Consider the following 19,422-nt stretch of genomic DNA (forward strand, 5'->3'; position numbering starts at 1 on the left):
TCGGTGGGCCGTACCCAGCGGGGATATCTCAGATGCAATCGTGTCAATGCGAAAGATCTTTTAAAACGGTGGCGATCTTCGCCTTGGCGGGCGATTAAAGGGACTGATCGTATTCAGTCATGTCGAAACGACACCCCAGACGCACAGCGGAGATGATCGCGATGGACACCCACCCCCCGGTCCAGAGCGCGAGGTCGGCGAAGGTTCACAGATCTCAGGCACCCGGCACGGCCGGAAGGGCCGGGTGCGACCAGACTCCCGGAGACCGGGTGCGACTGCTGGAGCGCGACCCCGAACTGCGCACCCTCCAACGGGCGCTCGGCGCCGCCGACGAGCGGCAGGGCGGCTTCGCCGTGATCACCGGGGCGCTCGGCTGCGGGCGCTCGGCCCTGCTCGACGCGGTGTGCGCGGACCCGGCCGTCGCCGGGTTCACGGTGCTGCGCGCGGCGTGCCCCGCCACAGAGCAGTGCTTCGCCTTCGGCATGGTCCAGCAGTTGTTTCAGCCGCTGCTCGGTCTCCGCTCCGCCGCGCGCGTCGACGAGCTGTTGGCCGGTGCGGCCGCGGCCTCCCGGGCAGTGCTGGTCGACGACCCCTGGTCCGAGGGACACCTGGCCGACGAATCCGTGCTGCACGCCCTGCACGCGCTGCTGCTCAACCTGAGCTCGGAGCGCGCCGTGCTGGTGGTCGTCGACGATGTGCAATGGGCCGATTCCGCCTCACTGACCTGGCTCGTCTATCTGGCGAAACGGTTACGCAGGGCCAGGGTGCTCGTCCTGTGCGCGGTCACGTCACAGTCCGCCGATGACGGCACAGCGGCGGATCGCGTCGACGACCCGGCCGGGCGTCCGGCTCTGCGGGAACTGGTCGGCTCGGCGGGCGTCGTGCTTGAACCGGCTCCGCTCTCGGCCACCGCCGTACGGCACCTGCTCGGTTCGGCGACGGATGACGTCGTCCGCGTGTGCGGCGAGATCACCGGGGGCCGTCCGGCCGCCGTGGCCGCCGTGGCGACGGCGATACACGCGCTCTCTCCGGCGCCCGCGGATCTCGCGGAAGTGCGTGAGAACTGCGAACGGTCCCTGCTGGGTTGGCGACAGGCGGGCCTCGCCTCGGCGCCCGCGGAGGCGAGGCGGCTCGCGGACGCGCTGGCCGTCCTGGGTGAACACGCTGATGCGTACCTCCTTCGCGAGCTGGCGGAACTCGACGAGATCGCGTACGCGGCGGCGCTGCGCGTGCTCGAAGGACTGGGTCTGCTCGCGGCCACCACGCCGCCGCGGTTCGTCCATCCGAGCCTGCCCACCGCGCTGTACGCGGCGATGTCCCGTGGGAACCGGGAACGTCTGCATCGCGCCGCCGCATGGCTCCTGCACGCCGCCGGGCAGTCGGACGAGGTTGTCGTCGAACACCTGCCGCCGGCCGGCAGACCGCTGGACCGCTGGGCCGTGGGCGTGCTGCGCTCGGCCGCGGTACGGGCGGCCGAGCGCGGCGCCGCGGTCCGGGCCGCGCAGCTCCTTCGCATCGCGATGGTGGCCGGCCCCGCCGACCGGCACCTGCGCGCCCAGATGTTCACCGAACTCGCCGCGGCCGAACGCGACACCGACCCGCTCTCCTGCCTCCAGCGCGTCCGCAAGGCACTGCCCCACCTGGAATCCGGTCCTGAACGGGCCGGCGCCGCGCTACTGCTGCCGCCGCTGCTCGCCGCGAGCGTGCTGCCGCTTCCCGTCACGAGCGTGCCGCCCATCGGCGACCTGATCAGGCGGGTGCGCGACGAGCTGACCGCGAGTGATCAGGCCGCGCTGCACCGCGGTCCGGCGCTTCGGCTCGAGGCGAGAGCGCGGGTGCTGACTGTGTTCGGCGACATCGAACCCCTCCGGTCCCGGCCGAGCCCGCGGCCGTCCGCCTCGGTTACGACCGAACCCGAGGCCGCTCGGCCCGGCACGCGCGTGCGCGAACTGCTGCGTTCCGGTGCGGCGGACACCGGCGCCGGCCGCGAACTGCTCGCTGTGCTCGCCTGGGAGGCCGTACTCACCGGCGAACTGTCGGCGGCCGATGTCGCGGCCCTGTGCGACCGCGTGACCCAGGGCGAAGCGGCCGATCCGGCACACGTGCACACCTCTTTGACCGTGCTGGTCGGCGCCGCGGTGGCGGCCGACGCCGTCGACACCGTAGAACCCTGGGTCGAGCGGGCCGTCGCCGCGGCCCAGCCGAACGGATCGGCCGGCGTGCGCGCCTGCCTCGCGGCCGAACAGGTGGTCGTGCTGGCCGGCTCCGGCCGGCTTGAACGCGCCCGCAAGCTCGGCCTCGACCTGCTCGAAACCACCGACTCGGCTTGGCCGGCCACCCGCGTCCTGACCGTCTCGGCCCTCGTCTCGGTCGCGCTGTACACCCAGGACGTCGGCCTCGCCCGACTGCTGCTGAACGAGCCGCAGCCGCTCGGCGACCGGCGCACCCGGGTCGCCTACCAACTGCTGCGCGGCATGCTCGCCGCCGCCTCCCGGGATCTGACCGGGGCGCTGGAGGAATTCCTCGACGCCGGCCGCGACCTGGCCCGGGTCGGCTGGACGGACACCGGCTGCCTGCCCTGGCGGGTCTGGGCGGCGATGGTGTACGCCCGGCTCGGCGAACGCGATCGGGCCGTGGAACTGGCCGAGGACGAACTGCGCGCGGCCCGCGCATGGGGCGGCCCGACTCAACTCGGGCGCGCGCTGCGGCTGCTCGGCACGCTCTCCCCCGGCGAGCCGGGACTCGGCCTGCTGCGCGACGCCGTCGACGTGCACCAGCGCTCGCCCAACCGGCTCGAACTCGCGCGCAGCGCCACCGTGCTCGGCCGTGCCCTGCGCACGGAGGGGCTGCCGGGCGCCGAGCAACTGCTGGCCACCGGGGAGCGGATCGCCCGCGACTGCGACGCCTCCTGGCTCGAAGGCACCCCGGACAGCGAGATCGTCGGGCCGGTGCCGCGGCTGCTGCGCGCGGGACGGGACAAGCTCAGCCCGGCGGAGGGCGCCGTCGTCGACCTCGTCCAGCGCGGACTGAACAACGCTCAGATCGCCGAGAAGCTGAATGTCACTCGGCGGGCGGTGGAGAAGCACCTCACGAACGTCTATCGGAAACTCGGTGTCACCGGACGCGCCGCCCTGCTGTCGGAACTCGCACCACGGCACCGAACCTCGAACCACGAAAGGGACCGCACCGACCGAACCAATTCTCGTAAATGACTTAGCGTTCCGCAAAGCCCGTAGCTCCCGGGAGTCGCGCCTCATAAAATTCTGCCATAGCTGAGCACGGTCACAGCTCAGCATCCGAGCGAGGGGCCGATTTCGCATGGATGATGATTTCTGGGCACACGCCGACGATTTGAGTCATTCGTTGGCTACCAGGGAACCGGACCGCGACGCCGGCGTGTTCCCCACCTTCTTCGACCGGTCGGGGATGCGCGCGGCGCTGTTGGACGACAAGCTGCGCGTCGTCGAGGCGAGCGTCGACTTCGTACGCGAATTGGACCGCTCGGCGGAGCAGATGCACGGCCGATACCTGCCCGAGTTGCTGCATCCGAGCGTGCGGACCCAGGTCGCCGAGCAGTTGCACCGGCTGCTGGACGGGCAGCGCACCCGCTTCGTCGAGTGGGTACTGGCGCTGCGTTCGGACGGCTCGGCCTTCAACGGGGAGCTGATCGGTCTCGCGGTCTGCGGGGACACCGGCTGTATCGACGGGCTGATGGCGCTGCTGCGGCCGGAGAAGGAGGAGCACAGTGTCGTCGTGGCGGGGCGCGAGAAGTTGCTGTCCCAGATGGATGCGCGAATTCTCGAGGGCGTGGCCGCGGGCGCGTCCACGGTGCAACTCGCGGGACTACTGTTCCTGAGCTGTGGCGGTGTCGAGTACCACCTCACCGCCCTGTTGCGCAGCATGAAGGTGCGCAACCGCTCGGCGCTGGTCTCCAAGGCATATTCGATGGGCCTGTTCCGCGTCGGCTCCTGGCCGCCCCGAGTGGTTCCCGACTATGTTGCCTGAGAGCCTTGGACCATGTCCCACATGGTCCAAGGCGCGGTTTATTCGAAGGTAAAGCCGCCGTAATTCGAGCCGCGAGGAAATGAGCGAGGTGTCGCCCTGAACGGAACGTCGATGTTTGACAAGTCAGTCAAGCCGGCTGTCCTTTTCGGCCGCGATGACGAACGTGATCGGCTTCGCGCCCGGACCCGGGATCTCGTCGGCCGGCGGCAATCCGCGTCGGTGATTCTGCGCGGGCCGCGGGGAAGCGGGCTGAGCGCTCTGCTGGAAGCGGCCGTCGCGGACGCGGTCACCGCTGGAACAAGGGTCGCCCTTGCGACGTGCTCGCCCGGTGAATCGCGCCTGCCCTTCGGCGTGGTCCTGCAACTCGCCGCCTCGGTGGCCGACAGCGAAGAGTCGGCCGACGGCTCGCTCACACGCCCGCTGTGGGCCGGCGGGCCACCCGGGCGCCGCTCGTCGATTGCCACGGTCGCGGGGCTCTGCGCCGAATTCCTCGCGGTCGCCCGCCGCCGGCCGCTGCTGATCGCCGTCGACGACGCCCACTGGGCCGACCCGTTGTCTCATGCCTGGCTGCGGGCGATGGGGAGCCGGTTGAATCAGGCCCCGATTCTGCTGCTGTGCGCCACCGCCCTGCCCTCGGCGGAGCCGGGAAACGTCGAGGAACTGCCGGTGCGCCCGCTGCCGGAAGACGTCCTGAGCTGCCTGGCCCGCGAGTGGTGTCGCGGTGACCCGGGCGAGGAATCGCTCGTACGGAGCCTCGCGGCGGCGTCCAGTGGGCTTCCGGCCGTGCTGCGGGCCATGACGAACCGCCTCACGCACGGTGCGCCGCCGACCGGGGATCCGTCGGGGATGGCGAAGCTGGCCGCGCAGGTTGTCGCGCAGCGCGCGGGTCCGGTACTTGACGGGCTGTCAGCCGACGCGCTCTCCCTCGCCCGCGCGATGGCGGCGTGCGGTCGGGCGTGCGCCTTCGAACTGGCCGCCGCGCTGGCCGCGCCGCTCGACGGCCCCTGGCGCACCGCGCTCAACGAGTTGGTCTGCCTCGGACTGGCCCGGCATGACCCGACTCCCGCGCTTGGCGACGGCGTCCCGGTGCGGGTGCTAGGTGCGATGTCCGCCGCCGATCGCTCCCAACTCGCCCGCCGCGCGGCCGAGTTGGGCCACCACATGGCGATTCCGGACGAGCCGCTTGCCGAGTTGGTCATGCGTGCGCCGGCACTGAGCACCCGGTGGAGCGGGGAGCTGCTGTGCCAGGTCGCCGCGCGGCGCCGAGCCGAGGGCGATCCGGCCGCGGCCGCCGCGCTGCTCATGCGCGCGCTGCGGGACGACGCCCCTGCCCAGCGGCCCAGGCTGCTGACGGAGCTGGCGCTGGCCGAAGTCGCCGACCGGCCGCAGGCCAGCGATCTGCGGCTGCGCGAGGTGCTGGGCGAGGGGTCGCGGGAGACCACGCTCGGTGCGCTGGTCCGGGCGGCCGACCTGCTGCTGTGCCGGGGCGACGCGCGCACCGCGCACCGCGCGATCGCCTCGGCCTGCCGTCGGCTCAAGGGTGCGGACGCGATCACGCTGGGCGCGATCGGCTGGCTCGCGGCCGATGACAGCGACACCGATCCGGTGCCGGCGGTTCCGTCGCTGCCGGAGCTGGAGGGCCTGCCGGCCGACCGTACGACCGGGCCAGCGGCAGACCCCGTCGTCGCGAGCGTGATCGCCTGGCGCCTCGCGGCGCGGGGTCGCCGGCGTGAACTCGTGCGGGCCGTCGCGACGCGGGCGCTGCACGCGCCCGGGACCTCGCTCCCCTTCCTGCCGAGGCTCCGCGCCTGCCGGGCGCTGCTGCTCGCCGGTGAGGTCGAGGCGGCGCTGCGCGGACTCGACCGCGTACACCTCGACGCGCGTCAGGCCGGGGCCGACATGCCCGCCGCCCTGGCCCGGATCTGGCGGGCGGAGTGCGAGCTGGCCCAGGGCCGGCCCGGCCGGGCCGCGGAGGAACTCGCGGCGGCCCGGCGCGAACTGCCGCCCGAGGCATGGCATCCGCGGCTGCTGCCGTGGCTGCTCGCCTTCGAGGCCCGCGGGCGTCTCGCCGTCGGCGATGTCGAAGCCGCCGAGCGGTTACTGGAGACGGACCTGCCGCTTGCCGCGGCCGAGGGCACGGCATGGGCTCACTTCGAATACGCGCGCGGCGCGCTGTGCCTGGCTCTGGCAGCCCCGGCAGCGGCCCTGCCCCACTTCCTCGCCTGTGGACGAGCCCTGACAGGCCGTGGGATGACCAATCCGGCGCTGTGCGACTGGCGGTCGACAGCGGCCGAGGCGCACGCGGCCCGCGGTGAGCGCGCCGCCGCCATGGCCTTGGTGCGGGACGCGGCCGACCGGGCCAGGGCCTGGGGCGAGCCGCGCACGGCGCACCGGGTGCATTTGCTCGCCGTGCGCAGCGGCTGCGGCGCCCTCACCCATGATCTGGCCGGGGCCGACGCGCCGCCCGACACCGTGAGCGACGACGTCCGACAGCGCGCCGACCGGAAGTCGGCGGACGCGGCGGCGCGGCTTTCCGAAGATGACGAGCGCATCGCGAAGCTCGCGGCGGTCGGCTGGTCCAACGCCGACATCGCCCGGTTCCTCGCGGTCAGCACCCGCACCGTCGAGGCCCGCCTCACCGCGATCTACCGGCGGCTGGAGCTCACCGGGCGCAAGCAGCTCGTCGGCCTGTTCCCGCCCATCCGTGCGGTTGGCCCACGGCGGGACGCCGATGCCGGACGCGCGCGGACGGGCCCGGCCCGTAAGCCGGACATCTGATACGGAGGGCCTGTTCGTCACGTGGGCGTGCCGAACCGGCTCGCGCCCGTCCTGGACGTAGCGAGGTGCCGTCCAGACGCCGCGGGCCGGACGGGACTTCCAAAACACGCCCCGGGCCCGCCACGTGGCACGACCGCGGCATGGCTACGGGACGGATCGGCCGGCGCGGCCGGCGCACGCGGTCCGGATCGTGGGGATTTCCAGGTCTCGGGCGGGATTCCATGGATGCGCCGGTGAGCACTCGTCGAGCCGCGACCGGCAGCGAGCTTCCCACCGGCCTGCCGATCCGCGCGAGGAATCATGACTTTCAAATATCAGGCTTCCCGCCCGTATCTCACCGGGAACGAGTCGGCGTATGTCGCCGACGCGATCGAGACCGGGATGATCTCGGCTCAAGGACCGTATATGAAGCGGTTCGAGCAGGCGTTCGCCGGCTTCACCGGAACGGCGCACGGCGTCGCCTGCTCCTCGGGCACCGCCGCGCTCACGCTCGCGATGCGGGCGCTCGGCATCGGGCCCGGTGACGAGGTGATCGTCCCCGAATTCACCATGGTCGCCACCGCCTGGGCGGTGACCTATGTGGGAGCCACGCCGGTCTTCGTGGACTGCGCGGACGATCTCACCATTGACGTCGATCTGATCGAGCAGAAGATCACACCGCGCACGAAGGCCGTCGTCCCCGTGCATGTACACGGCCGACGCTGCGACATGGTCGCGATCACGCGGCTGGCCCGCGCGTACGACTTGCGGGTCGTGGAGGACTCGGCGGAGGCGCACGGCATCGCGCCGGTCGGTGACATCGCCTGCTTCTCCCTGTACGCGAACAAGATCATCACTGCCGGGGAAGGCGGGATCTGCGTCACCGACGACGCGCGCCTGGCCGCACAGATGGTTCATCTGCGCGGGATGGCCATCGGCGGCGATCACAGCTTCCTGCACGACACGCTCGCGTACAACTTCAAGATGACCAGCATGCAGGCCGGCCTCGCGCTGGCCCAACTGGAGAAGATCGACGAGATCCTCGCGCTGCGCGCCGCGATCGAGAAGCGCTACGACGCCGGCCTGGCCGACATCACGGGGCTGACGCTCATGCCGCCGCGCGAAGTGCTGTGGATGTACGACGTGCGGGCGCGGCGCCGGGACGAACTGTGCGAGTTCCTCAGCGGCGAGGGTATCGAGGCCCGGGTGTTCTTCAAGCCCATGAGCAGGCAGCCGCTCTACGCGCAGCCGAACTGGCCGGCGCTGAACGCCAGTCGGTTCGCCGCGGACGGCCTGTGCCTGCCCACCTACACCGGCCTGAGCGAGACGGATCAGGAGTACATCATCGAGCGGGTCCGGCGGTTCTACGACGCCGGGTGAGACCGCTGAGCCCGACCGCAGCACCGGGGAAACGCTCAGTTCTCCGCTCCTAACCTAACCGAGCACCCGCCACCGGGACTGCCGACAAAGGGGTCACGGCGATCGTGAGGAGAAGCCTGGTGTCGAAACGAGCGCTGGTCACCGGCATTACCGGCCAGGACGGTTCCTATCTGGCCGAGCACCTACTAGGTCTCGGATACGAGGTCTACGGCCTGATCCGCGGGCAGGCGAACCCGCGCAAGGGCCGGGTGAGCCAGCTCATGAAGGACCTGTCATTCGTCGGCGGCGACATGATGGACCAAGGCAGCCTCGTCACCGCGCTCGACGCCGTCCAGCCGGACGAGGTCTACAACCTCGCCGCGATCTCATTCGTGCCACTCTCCTGGTCGCAGGCGGAGCTGGTGACCGAGATCAACGGCACCGGCGTGCTGCGCATCCTCGAAGCGATCCGCATCGTCTCCGGTCTGAGCACCTCACGGACGGCCACCGGCGGCCAGATCCGCTTCTACCAGGCCTCGTCCTCGGAGATGTTCGGCGAGGTCGCCGAGTCGCCGCAGCACGAGGCCACATCGTTCCACCCACGCAGCCCGTACGGCGTGGCGAAGGCCTTCGGGCACTTCATCACCCGCAACTACCGCGAGTCCTACGGCCTGTACGCCGTCTCCGGCATGCTGTTCAACCACGAGTCGCCGCGCCGGGGCCTGGAGTTCGTCACCCGGAAGATCACCTGCGGTGCGGTGAACATCAAGCTCGGAAAGCAGGACAAGTTGCTGCTCGGCAACATGGCCGCACAGCGGGACTGGGGCTACGCAGGCGACTACGTGCGCGCCATGCACATGATGCTGCAACAGCCCGAGCCGAGCGACTACGTCATCGGCACCGGCCGCACACACACCGTCGAGGACGTCGCGCGCATCGCCTTCGAGGCGGTCGGCCTGAACTGGCGCGACTACGTGGTCATCGATCCGGGCCTGGTCCGCCCGGCCGAAGTGGACACGCTGTGCGCGAACCCCGCCAAGGCTCAGGCCGAGCTCGGCTGGCGCCCGACGGTCTCGTTCGAGGAGCTCATCCAGATGATGGTCGACTCCGCCCTCGCGCACGCCACCCAGGAACAGCAGTACGGCCACCTACAGCTCGCGGCGACCTGGTAGGCCGCCCACGGGCACCTCGTACGGGGGCGAGCGGCTGACGGCACACGAACGCCCCGTCCGGAGCGGTTCGGGGGCTCCGGAGGGGGCGATGGCGGTGTCGGCGGGCGGCTACTTCACGAGGTTCTGCGGGACGCGGGGCGGCCACTGGCCGATACGGAAGATTCCGGCGGCGTAGACCTTGGAGATGAGCGCCGAGCGGTTCTTCACCTTGAACCGCTGCATCAGGGACTTGACGTGGTACTCGACACCGCCGCGGCTGAGGAACAGCGCGGCGGCCAGTTGCATCGTGGACACGCCGGCGCAGATGCCCTCGAGGATCCGCGCGTCGACCTCGGACAGCAGTTGGCGGCGGTGACCCACCGCGTCCCCGGGGCCGTGGTGGTCGAGCTCGGCAAGGACGAGCACCCCGTCGAGAAGGTCGGTGCAGTCCGGCAGGTAGGGCACGACGAAGGCGGTCAGCCGGCCGGTGACGACCTGGCCCTCCGCCCGCATCGCCACCTGCTCGACGTACCGGCCGCCGGGCTGGTCGAGGAGAACGGCCAACTGCCGTTCCACCGGCTCGCGGTAGTCCGGGTGCAGGATCTCCGTCAGGCTGACGCCGCGCAGGTCCCTTCGGCTGCCGCCGAAGTCCCGCTGGAACTCGCCGTTGGCCGCGGCGATCCGCAGCCGCCGGTCCAGGCGTGCGACGCGTAGCCCGGAGCGCTCGTAAAACGAGCGGAATAGCGCAATATCAAAGTCTGCGAATCGCGATGCGTCGACCGGAACCATGTCGACTGCCCGAGGTCTATCTATACTGATCGCCATCTTCCGTGACCACTCCATACCCAATTGTCCGCGCCGTTGCGAATACAATTCATGCCCGCTGACCCGACACAACGGAAACGTTGTGCAGATATTGCACACACTGACAGCAGACGTTTCCCTGCGATGCGGTGATGACTTTAAGTGAGCGTAATGCGAGCTGCTGTCCCCTGGCAAGCCTCTGGGAGTGACTTTGTGCTTCGTTTGAGACCGTTCATGTTGACCTCTCGCAACCCGCGGAGCATCGTGCCTGTTCACGGGCGTCGCAGAAGACGACCAGGGCTTACGGATGTTGGTTTGTGTGAAGTCTCGGCGGGAGAACTAATGATTCCCCAATATCCGCCGCGCTTGACTGCACCCATACAGGCCCGCGATCCGCGGAAATCGGCCGGCGGACGCGCCCACCGAGAGGACTGATATGGCCACCAGCACCAGCACCAGCACCAGCGACCGCGGCGCACTCAAGGCCGACAACGTCTGGCTGCGCCGCTACCGCCCGGATGCCGCCGACGCGCCGCGCAGGCTTGTCTGCTTCCCGCACGCGGGCGGCGCCGCGACGTTCTACCGGCCGGTGGCACACCGTTTCGCGCCCGAGGTCGACGTACTCGCCCTGCAGTACCCGGGCCGCCAGGACCGGCTGCGCGAGCCCTGCGTCGACGACATCGGCACACTGGCCGATCTGGTCGCCGAGCAACTGCGCGGGCTGCCGGCCGCGCCGACGGTGTTCTTCGGGCACAGCATGGGCACCGTGGTGGCGTTCGAGACCGCGTGGCGACTCGAACAGACCGGGCAGGGTCCGGACGCTCTGGTGGCGTCCGGCTGGCGGGCACCGTCACTGCCGCTCGACGAGGGAGTGCACCGGCGTGACGACGCCGGTGTGGTGGCCGAGATCCAGGCGCTCGGCGGCACCGACGCGGCCCTGCTGGCGGACGAGGAGGTGCTGCGGATGGCGATGCCGGCGATGCGCGCCGACTACCGGGCGATCGAGTCCTACGCGGGCGACCCGGACCGCCGCGTCAGTTGCCCGATCACCGCGATCGTCGGCGACCGCGATCCGAAGCTGGACGAGGCGAGCGCGGGCGCGTGGCAGCGGCACACGACCGCGCCCTTCCGTCTCAAGGTTCTGCCCGGCGGCCACTTCTACCTGGTCGAGCGGCACGCCGAGGTCGAGGCCGAGATCCGTGCGGAACTCGACCTGTGGGCCGTCGAGCGCTCCTGAGCCGGGCCCGCGGCAGATCCGCGGCAGGGGGCGCTGCCCGGCCTTCGGGGATCGAGAGCCGGGCCTCGCTATTCCGCGATCCGGGTCGATGTGCACCATTGGAACACCGGAAGCATATTGCCGCCTATTTCGCGCACTTCCCCGGTCGGCAGGAAATGCTCGTATCCGGCCCTCCACCGAACCTTCACCTTCTCGTTGAGATCGGTGACCTCGCGCAGCCGGAAAGTTTCCGGAAGATCTTCGGGACCACCGGAAAGAACGACCCTCGTCGTATGCACGGCAACCAACTCCTCGTCACTTGAAAGGCCATGCTTCCTGCATTGAGACAATTACCGTGGCACTGGTGAAACCACTGACCTCGCCGTTTCGCTCGGGTGCGGCGGCCGGTGAGACGGAATTACGAAAGGGCACTCGACCCTCCACCGCTCATCACCACAACCAGAACGGCGAGGCTAGGCGCTGGGCGCGGACCGGGGCTGCTCGGCCAGCAGCCGAGCGACGGCGGCCGGGGTGGGGAAGTCGAAAACGAGGGCGGCCGGCAGCGGCAGGCCGGTGGCCTCGCTCAGCTCGTTGCCCAGCCGCACGGCCAGCAGCGAGTTGACGCCCTGGCTGCGGAAGCCGGCCTCGGCGGCGATGCCCTCGGCATCCCGGCCGACCAGCGCGGCCGTGTGCTCGCGCACCAGCGCGAGCGCCTCGTCGTAGTGGAGCGTTCGGGCCGGCGGGGCGGCGGACTCGCCGGCCCCGGCCACCTCGGACTGCAACGCGCGTCGGTCGAGCTTGCCCGCCGGATTACGCGGCAGTGCCGCCACCCGCACCACCTCCAGCGGGAACTTGTACGGGGCGAGCCCGCGCTCGCGCAGGAATGCGGTCACTTCGGCGAGGTCGACCTCGCCGGTCACGACCAGGCAGGGATACTCCCCCAGCCGCGCGTCCGCCTTGGCCACGACCGCCAACGGCTCCCACCGCGCGACCCGCGCCAGCAGACCCTCCACCTCCGCGACGTTGAACTTCTGACCGCCCACGTTGATGAGCTCCTGCGAGCGGCCGTGGAAGAGCACCGTCCCGTCCTTGAGGACCGCCGCCATGTCGCCCGTGCGCAACCAGCCGTCCGGCGTGAGCGCGGCCGCCGTCAACTCCGGCTCCCGGTAGTAGCCGCGGAACAGCCCCACGCCGCGATACTGCAACTGCCCCACGGTCCCCGCCGCGACCTCGACGCCCGAGTCGTCCACCACGCGCACCGCCGAACCGGACACCGCACGGCCCACCGAGCCCTCGGCGCGCGAGCCCTCCGTGCCCGTGCAGGTGCCGTAGCCGATCTCTGACATGCCCCAGATCACGCTCACCGACGCCTTCAGTTCCGAGCGCACCCGCTCGGCCAGCGACTCCGGCAGTACCGCGCCCGCCGTGCGTACATGCCCCAGCGCCAAGCCGCCTCGGGCCACGAGGTCGTACAACTGCGTCGGCACGGCGAATACGATGCCCGGCCGGGTGCGCTCGGCCACCGCCGCGAACCGCTCCACATCCCAGGCTCCGGACAACGCCACCGGACAACCTCCCAGCAGAGCGGCGTAAAAAGCCTGTAGCCCGAACATGTGCGTCATCGCCGACGCGATCACCGCCGGACCGTTCGTCCCTTCGGCCGCCAGCGTCCGTGTGTTCGCCAGCAGCCCGCCGTGCGTGTGCAGACACAGCTTCGGCCGGGCCGAGGTCGTGCCGGAAGACGGCAGCACCAGCATCGGCCAGTCGGGCCGGACGTCGACCGGCTTCGCGGCGCGGCCGGTGTACTTCGCGCGAAGCCCGCCGACGCTCACGACCTCGACCGACTCCGCCGTCTCGCCCGCGACGTCCGCCTCGCCGTCGCCGATCAGCACCGCGCGCAGGGACTTGGGCGCACCACCCGAGGTCACCAGGGACAGCACCGTCGAGCCGGCCGCGCACACCAGAGCCGCCGGCTCCATGCGATCGAGCAGCGCCGCGGCATCCGCCTCGCCGTAGCCGACGTGCACCGGCAGCAACACGGCGCCCGCTGTGGCGACCGCCAGGACGACGCTCGCCAGGTCCACGCCGTTCGGAAGCTGCACCGCCACCGCGTCGCCCGCGCCCACGCCGAGCTGTTGCAGGCCCCTCGCCACCGACTGCACCTCGGCGGCCAACTGCTCCCACGTGCGCGAGGACCCGTGCTCGTCGGTCAGTGCGACCGCCTGCGGTTCGCGCCGCGCCGCCTGCGCGAACACCTCCGGCAATGTCAGGCCGCCGCTGCTCTCCGCGTCTCCCACGACGTCCAGCAGACAGTCTTGCGCGCGAACCGCCACAATCCCACCAACCCCTCCGAATCCGGGCGGCGCGTCCGAGCGCGCCACCGTGGCGACGGTAGAGCGCGCCCGGCATGGAAGTCCCTAACTCAAGGGCTCAAGGACTAGGGAATTGCCGATCGGCCGGCGCCTAGCGTGGCCTGGACAGCCCAGCTATGTGAGGAGCCCTCCATGCGCGTGCGCGACGTCTTCCTCGGCGGGATCGGGGTCTACTTGCCCGACAAGATCGAGAGCATCGACTCGGCGGTGGCCCGGGGACTGTTCCCGGCCGACGAGATCGAGGCGCGCGGCTACACCGGCGCGCTGGTGGCCGACGAGACCTCGGCGCCCGAGATGGCTCTGAACGCGGCCCGGGACGCGCTGAAGAACGGCGGGGTCAGCCCGCAGGACCTGGCCGCGCTGCTCTACGCCGGCGTCTGGCATCAGGGGCCTGACGGCTGGGGGCCGCAGTACTACCTCCAGCGCCATCTGGTCGGCGACGAACTGCTCGCGGTGGAGATCAGGCACGGCTGCAACGGCACGTTCAGCGGGATCGAACTGGCCGTCGGCATGCTGCGGTCGGCCCCAGAGAACCGGGCCGCCCTGGTGACCGCGAGCGACAACTTCGGGACGCGGCTGTTCCGCCGGTGGGACTCGGGCGCACAGAACAGCGTGATGGGCGACGGCGCCGGCGCCGTCGTGCTGACGAAGGATGAGGGTTTCGCCCGCCTGCTGTCGATCTGCACGGCGAGCTACTCCCAACTGGAGGAGGCGGACCGGGCCGGCGAGCCGCTTTTCCCGCCGGGTATCACCGAGGGCCGGGTGCTCGACTACAAGGCCAGGTACGCGGCTTACGGCCGCAAGCTGCTCACCGAGAACATCGGATCGGAACTGCTGGTCGAGCACGCGCGGCGCAACACGGACTGTCTCAACCTGGCGCTGGCCGAGGCCGACGTCACCGCGGCCGACATCAAACGAGTGCTGATCCACAACGTCGGGAAGGGCGACGCCGCGACGTACCTCAGCGACCTGGGCTTCCCGATGGAGAAGTCGACCTGGGACTACGGCGCCGACATCGGTCACATCGGCGCGAGCGATCACCTGATCTCCCTGCACCACCTGCTGACCACCGGGCAGCTCGAGCCCGGCGACCACGTGCTGCTCGCCGGGATGTCCCCCGGCGTGACCTACAAGGCGGCGGTCGTGCAGATCCTCAACGTGCCGTCCTGGGCTTGAGGACGGCCCGCCGTGGGATACATCGACACCGAGGCGCTGTCGGCGCCCGCACATCAGCAGCCTGATTGGCTCGACGCGGCGGAGGCGATGCGCATCCGCAGGCTGCTGGCCGCGCGCCCGCCGCTGGTGAGCCTTGAGGACGTGTGCGCGTTGCGCGCGCGACTGGCCCGCGCCGCCGCCGGGGAGGCGTTCGTGATGCAGGCCGGCGACTGCGCCGAGGACCCCGCCGACTGCGACGACGAGCGGGTACTGCTCAAGGCCGCGACGATCGACGAGTGCGCGGCGACGCTGGCCGGGATCGGCGGCGCGCAGGTGGTGCGGATCGGGCGCATCGCAGGGCAGTTCGCCAAACCGCGCTCGCGGCCGGTCGAACGAGTCGGCGGCGTGGATCTGCCGGTCTACCGCGGGCACATGGTCAACGGGCCGTACGCCGATCCGCGCAGCCGTTTTCCGGACCCACGGCGGATCCTGACCGGCTATCTCGCGGCGAGCCGGATGATGAGCGTGCTCGGGTGGAACGGCACGAGCGGGCGGAACGACCTGCGCGCGGCGACAGACGACGAGCCGGTCGTGTGGACCAGCCATGAGGCGCTGCTGCTCGACTACGAGCTGCCGATGCTGCGCGGCGTGCAGGGCGGGCCGCGCTGGCTGGCCTCCACGCACTTCCCGTGGATCGGGGACCGCACCCGCCAGCCGGACGGCGCGCACGTCGCGCTGCTGGCCGCCGCCGCCAATCCGGTGGGCTGCAAGGTGGGACCCGGCACCCGCCCGGAGGAGCTCGCCGCGGTGTGTCGTCGGCTCGACCCCGAGCGGGAACCCGGCCGGCTCACCCTGATCGCGCGGATGGGCGCGGGGAAGGTCGAGGACCTGCTGCCACCGCTGGTGCGCCGGGTACGCGAGGCGGGGCATCCGGCGATCTGGCTGTGCGACCCCATGCACGGCAACACGATCAGCACCGCCGACGGCCGCAAGACGCGGCTGCTGACCGCGATCAGCCGGGAGATCAGCGACTTCCGGCTCGCGGTGACCCGGTCCGGCGGGGTGGCAGGCGGCCTGCATCTGGAGATCACCCCGGACGACACGACCGAGTGCGTGCGCGACGAGAGCGAGCTCGGGCGGGTCTCGAACCGGTACGCCAGCCTGTGCGACCCACGGCTGAATCCGGCCCAGGCCCGCACGGTCATCGACGCCTGGGTCGCCGCGTCCTGAACCGCCGAAGACCTACCGCGCGTACACGTCGTGGGCGTCACCCGCTCGCAGTGCTGCCGCAGTACACGTCGTGGGCGCCACCCGCTCGCAGTGGCGCCCACGACCGGCCGCACCACCGCGGCCGTACGCTCAGACTCGCTCCATGGCTCCGGATCCGACGGTGTCCGGCCCGCCCGACGGTTCAGCGGTCAGCTCGGCGTAGATCTCGGCGAGCGTCGGATGCTCGAGGCCGACATCGTGCACCTCGATGCCGTGCAGCCTGAGCCGCTCGACCACCGCGGCGAGGTCGGCCAGCGCGTTCGGGGCAGGCACGGTGACGACCCGTCCGGCGACGGCGGCGCTCGGGCCCAGCGCCCAGCTCGTCGCCCCGACCAGCTCGGGCCTGGCCGCGGGCAGCGTGACCCGGACCCGGGCCCGGCCGGCGGCCGCGGTCAGCTCGGACGGGGTGCCCTCGTGCAGGACCCGGCCGCCGACCAGCACCACGATCAGGTCCGCGAGCGCGCTGGCCTCCTGCATGTCCTGCGTGGTGAGCAGCACAGCGGTCCCGCCGGCGGCGACGTCGCGCACGATCCGCCAGGTGTCCGTGCGGCTGATCGGGTCGAGACCGGCAGTCGGCTCGTCCAGGAAGAGCACCTGCGGCTCGGGCAGCAGGCTCACCGCCAGGTCGAGCCGGCGGCGCATGCCGCCGGAGTAGGTGCCGACCGGCTTGTCCGCCGCACCGGTCAAGCCGAACCGCTCCAGCAGTTGGGCGGCCCGCCGGTCGGCCCTGCGGGCGCCGAGGTGGTAGAAGCGGCCCATCAGCCGCAGGTTCTGCCGCCCGGTGAGCACCTGGTCGAGGCTGGCGCCCTGCCAGGCCACGCCGATCCGCGCGCGCACCCGCTCGGGCTCGGTGCTGATGTCGTACCCGGCGACCAGGGCCCGGCCGGCGTCCGGGCGGATCAGGGTGGTGAGGATGCGCACGGTGGTGGTCTTGCCGGCGCCGTTGCGGCCGAGCACGCACAGCACGCTGCCGGCCGGCACCCGCAGGTTCACGTCGCGCAGCGCCCGGTACTGCCCGAAGGATTTGGCCAGCCCCTCGACCTCGACCGCTGATCCGGACGAGTCGCTTCCGTTGAAGATCGAACCCTGAAACGGTCTCACCGCACCCTCCCGTAGAGCCGCACGGCCAGCGGTACCAGTACGACAAACATCAGCCCGATCAGCACGATCGACGCGGCGACCGGGTACTCCAGCGGCAGCACGCCGGCCGGCGGGGGCCCGGTCGCGACGCCGAACAGTTGACGGACCGCGGCGACCACGGTGGAGAGCGGATTCCACTCCGCGAACACCCGGAGCCAGGCCGGCATGTCCGCCGGGTCGACGTACACGTTCGAGACGAAGGCGAGCAGCAGGGACGGCGCCATGCTCAGGCTGTTGGCCGCGCCGGGGCCGCTGACCGCGAGCCCGATGACAGCGCCGACCCAGGCCATGGCCCAGGCGAAGGCGAGCATGATGGCGAAAGCGCCGAGCGTTTCGGCGAGGCCGCGCTGCGGCCGCAGTCCCATGGCGAAGGCGCACCCGGTCATCACGGCCAGACCGGGCAACCCGGCGACGCCGGTGGCGATCGTCCGGCCGAACAGCACCGAGGGGCGGGCGATGGGCATGACCCGGAAGCGGTCCATCACGCCCTCGCGCATGTCCGCCGCCACGGACACCGCGACGGAGCCGGCGGCGAAGAGCATGCCCTGCGGCAGGATGCCGGACAGCAGATAGGTCTGGTAGTCGCCGCCGGGCACCGCGACGGAGCCGCCGAAGACGTAGCTGAACACCAGCATGAAGATCACCGGCATCACGATGCTGACCGCGAGGGCGTCGGTCTCGCGCAGGCTGCGCAGGACGTACATGTGGGTCGTACCGGCCGTGTCACGCACGCAGAAGCGCGCGCGCGCGAGCGCGGTGAGCGGCTCGGCCGGGGCCCTGTTCACTGCGTCTGTTCCGCGGCGGCCCCGCCGGTCAACTGGGGCAACGCGAGGATGAGGTCGGCGGCGGTCGCCCGTCCGCCGGCCTTCCGTTCCAACGCGCCGAACTGCGCCGAGCGCTCACGGTAGGCCGGGTCGCCCAGGACCCGCGTCAGCTTGTCGGCCAGATCGTCCGGGTCGATCGTGTGCGGATCGTCGAGGGTGAGGCTCACCCCGCGGTCCTGTCCTCGTACGGCCACGTCGTGGTTGTCGGCCCACAGCGGCCGCACCACCATCGGCTTGCCGAAGTACAGTCCCTCGTTGAAGCCGTTGCCGCCGCCGTGCGTGACGAAGGCGGTCACGTGCGGGTGGGCGAGCACGTTGAGCTGCGAGGGCACCCAGGTTTCCACCCTGAGATTGCCGGGCAGCGCGTCGGGCAGCATCTCGCGCTGGCTCGCCGGGAGCTTCCAGAGCACCTGGTGCGCGCCGTCGAGCCGGCGGGCCACCTCGACCACAGCGGCGACCTGGGCGCGGGTGAGCCGGGTGAGCGTACCGAGCCCGATGTAGACGGTGGAGGGCCGGCTGTCCAGCCATGCCTCGAGATCGCCGTCCGAGCGCTCGGGCAGCGGGGGGAGGATCGCGCCCACGGTGCGCACGTTCTTCGGCAGGGCGATCGGGTACTCGAGCTCGGCGATGGTCGCGCAGAGCACGAGCGCGGCCCGGTCCACCTGGGTCAGACCCGCGGGCGGCGGGATGCCGATGGACTTGTGGAAGTCGAGGTCCACCCGCAGCCACCGCCCGATGCGCGGGTCGAGGAGTACCGCCAGGGTCCACGCCTTGAACAGCCGGTTGGTCAGCCGCTGCGGCAGGCTCATGTGCAGCGGAAGGCCGGTGAACGGGACAGGGAAACCGCGCGGGACGTACGAGCGGGCGAAAGGCACGTGCGAGGCCACCAGGTAGCTGGGCAGGAACGGGACCATCAGCACGTAGGGGATCTCGCGCGCGATGGCGAGGCTGATCGCGAAGCGCGCCTCGCAGTCGATGACCATCACGGCCGGGTTCACCTTGTCCACCCACGACTCGAGCCTGCGGTACTTCTCCTGCCACCGCAGGGGTCGGAAGCCATGCTTGAGCACCGCGTGGTGCGAGCGGAACCGGGACCTGCCGGTCACCTGCCGGTAGACCTTCTCGTCCCAGCTCTGGGCCGACATCTCGGGGACCACCTCGCCGAGCGAGGCGAAGGTGAGTCCGTCCCCGGACTCGATCCGGGTGCGCTGAGGTTCGTCGGTGGCGAACCAGACGTCCACGGCGGCCCGCCGGGCGGTCTCCCGGGCCAGCACGATCATTCCGTTGACGAGCCCGGCTTCCGGCAGGCTGACGAACAGCACGGACTTTGCCGCGTCTGGCACGATGGTCCTTTCCGTTTGCGGGCGGCA

General features: G+C 71.1%; 14 protein-coding genes. 8 read left to right on the forward strand and 6 right to left on the reverse strand.

What is annotated here, in order from left to right; all coding sequences use genetic code 11:
* Positions 1-269: 269 nt before the first annotated feature.
* The 5 genes from OG329_RS02970 (at position 270) to OG329_RS02990 (ending at position 9,293) form a co-directional block, all read left to right on the forward strand.
* Entirely contained in the window at positions 270-3,212 is a 2,943-nt protein-coding gene (locus tag OG329_RS02970) for an AAA family ATPase (RefSeq protein WP_405792521.1), read from the forward strand.
* Between the two features lie 151 nt (positions 3,213-3,363).
* Positions 3,364-4,005, forward strand: coding sequence for a LuxR C-terminal-related transcriptional regulator (locus OG329_RS02975; protein ID WP_405792523.1), 642 nt, complete (start codon positions 3,364-3,366; stop codon positions 4,003-4,005).
* Between the two features lie 111 nt (positions 4,006-4,116).
* Positions 4,117-6,783 carry an AAA family ATPase gene (locus tag OG329_RS02980; protein ID WP_405792525.1) on the forward strand — a complete coding sequence of 889 codons (2,667 nt, stop codon included), beginning with the start codon at positions 4,117-4,119 and terminating at the stop codon, positions 6,781-6,783.
* 300 nt (positions 6,784-7,083) lie between these two features.
* Positions 7,084-8,142, forward strand: a complete 1,059-nt coding sequence (locus tag OG329_RS02985; RefSeq protein WP_405792527.1) for a DegT/DnrJ/EryC1/StrS family aminotransferase — start codon at positions 7,084-7,086, stop codon at positions 8,140-8,142.
* 119 nt (positions 8,143-8,261) lie between these two features.
* Positions 8,262-9,293 carry a GDP-mannose 4,6-dehydratase gene (locus tag OG329_RS02990; protein ID WP_405792529.1) on the forward strand — a complete coding sequence of 344 codons (1,032 nt, stop codon included), beginning with the start codon at positions 8,262-8,264 and terminating at the stop codon, positions 9,291-9,293.
* A gap of 108 nt (positions 9,294-9,401) precedes the next feature.
* Here OG329_RS02990 and OG329_RS02995 read toward each other — a convergent pair whose 3' ends face one another.
* A complete protein-coding gene (locus OG329_RS02995) occupies positions 9,402-10,061 on the reverse strand; it encodes a LuxR C-terminal-related transcriptional regulator (RefSeq protein ID WP_405792531.1) in 660 nt (219 codons plus the stop codon).
* A gap of 451 nt (positions 10,062-10,512) precedes the next feature.
* Here OG329_RS02995 and OG329_RS03000 point away from each other — a divergent pair, with 451 nt between their 5' ends.
* Positions 10,513-11,313, forward strand: coding sequence for a thioesterase II family protein (locus OG329_RS03000; RefSeq protein WP_405792533.1), 801 nt, complete (start codon positions 10,513-10,515; stop codon positions 11,311-11,313).
* A gap of 68 nt (positions 11,314-11,381) precedes the next feature.
* Here OG329_RS03000 and OG329_RS03005 read toward each other — a convergent pair whose 3' ends face one another.
* Positions 11,382-11,591, reverse strand: coding sequence for a DUF5988 family protein (locus OG329_RS03005; protein WP_405792535.1), 210 nt, complete (start codon positions 11,589-11,591; stop codon positions 11,382-11,384).
* A 174-nt stretch (positions 11,592-11,765) separates the two neighbouring features.
* A complete protein-coding gene (locus tag OG329_RS03010; protein WP_405792537.1) occupies positions 11,766-13,589 on the reverse strand; it encodes an AMP-binding protein in 1,824 nt (607 codons plus the stop codon).
* A 207-nt stretch (positions 13,590-13,796) separates the two neighbouring features.
* Here OG329_RS03010 and OG329_RS03015 point away from each other — a divergent pair, with 207 nt between their 5' ends.
* Together OG329_RS03015 and OG329_RS03020 are read left to right on the forward strand one after the other, a co-directional pair.
* Positions 13,797-14,840, forward strand: a complete 1,044-nt coding sequence (locus OG329_RS03015; RefSeq protein ID WP_405792539.1) for a ketoacyl-ACP synthase III family protein — start codon at positions 13,797-13,799, stop codon at positions 14,838-14,840.
* A 12-nt stretch (positions 14,841-14,852) separates the two neighbouring features.
* On the forward strand, positions 14,853-16,049 hold the full coding sequence (locus OG329_RS03020; RefSeq protein ID WP_405792541.1) for a 3-deoxy-7-phosphoheptulonate synthase: 1,197 nt from the start codon (positions 14,853-14,855) through the stop codon (positions 16,047-16,049).
* A 129-nt stretch (positions 16,050-16,178) separates the two neighbouring features.
* Here the strand turns inward: OG329_RS03020 and OG329_RS03025 are convergent, their stop codons facing one another.
* From OG329_RS03025 to OG329_RS03035, 3 genes are read right to left on the reverse strand one after another with little or no spacing between them, the layout of a single operon-like run.
* Positions 16,179-17,189 (reverse strand): ATP-binding cassette domain-containing protein, encoded by a 1,011-nt coding sequence (locus OG329_RS03025; protein ID WP_405792543.1) that lies wholly within the window; start codon positions 17,187-17,189, stop codon positions 16,179-16,181.
* Entirely contained in the window at positions 17,186-18,013 is an 828-nt protein-coding gene (locus tag OG329_RS03030; RefSeq protein ID WP_405792546.1) for an ABC transporter permease, read from the reverse strand. Before OG329_RS03030 ends, OG329_RS03025 begins: the two co-directional genes overlap by 4 nt.
* Entirely contained in the window at positions 18,010-19,395 is a 1,386-nt protein-coding gene (locus OG329_RS03035; RefSeq protein WP_405792547.1) for a glycosyltransferase, read from the reverse strand. Before OG329_RS03035 ends, OG329_RS03030 begins: the two co-directional genes overlap by 4 nt.
* Positions 19,396-19,422: the final 27 nt, after the last annotated feature.

This window comes from Streptomyces sp. NBC_01506 (assembly GCF_045040295.1).
Taxonomy (GTDB): Bacteria; Actinomycetota; Actinomycetes; order Streptomycetales; family Streptomycetaceae; genus Streptomyces.